General features: G+C 69.9%; 1 protein-coding gene. It reads right to left on the bottom strand.

All coding sequences use genetic code 11. From position 1 onward, the window contains the following. The coding region (locus F0Q45_RS27105) for a glutamine amidotransferase-related protein (protein ID WP_188113221.1) at positions 1 to 306 on the bottom strand (306 nt) is incomplete at both ends.

The raw sequence follows: 306 nt of genomic DNA, 5'->3' as shown, positions 1-306 counted from the left end.
CCGTGCGGGGTGTGCATCACCTCCGGGTGGTATTGCACCCCGGCCAGGCGCCGCTCCCGGTTCTCGAAGGCGGCCACCGCGGCACCCGGGCTGCTGGCCACCACCTCGAATCCGTCCGGGGCCGCGGTGACCGCGTCACCGTGGCTCATCCACACCGGCTGGAGCCCGGGTAGGTCCGAATGCAATTCGCCCCCAAGCACTTTCAACTCGGTCCGGCCGTATTCGCTGGTTCCGGTATGAGCGACGGTCCCGCCGAGGGCCTGGGCCATGGCCTGGAACCCGTAGCAGATGCCGAACACCGGCACG

This window comes from Mycobacterium simiae, assembly GCF_008370645.1.
Lineage (GTDB): Bacteria > Actinomycetota > Actinomycetes > Mycobacteriales > Mycobacteriaceae > Mycobacterium > Mycobacterium simiae_A.
Note: the sequence above shows the minus strand (reverse complement) of the source record. Positions and strands in the feature narration are given on the sequence as shown.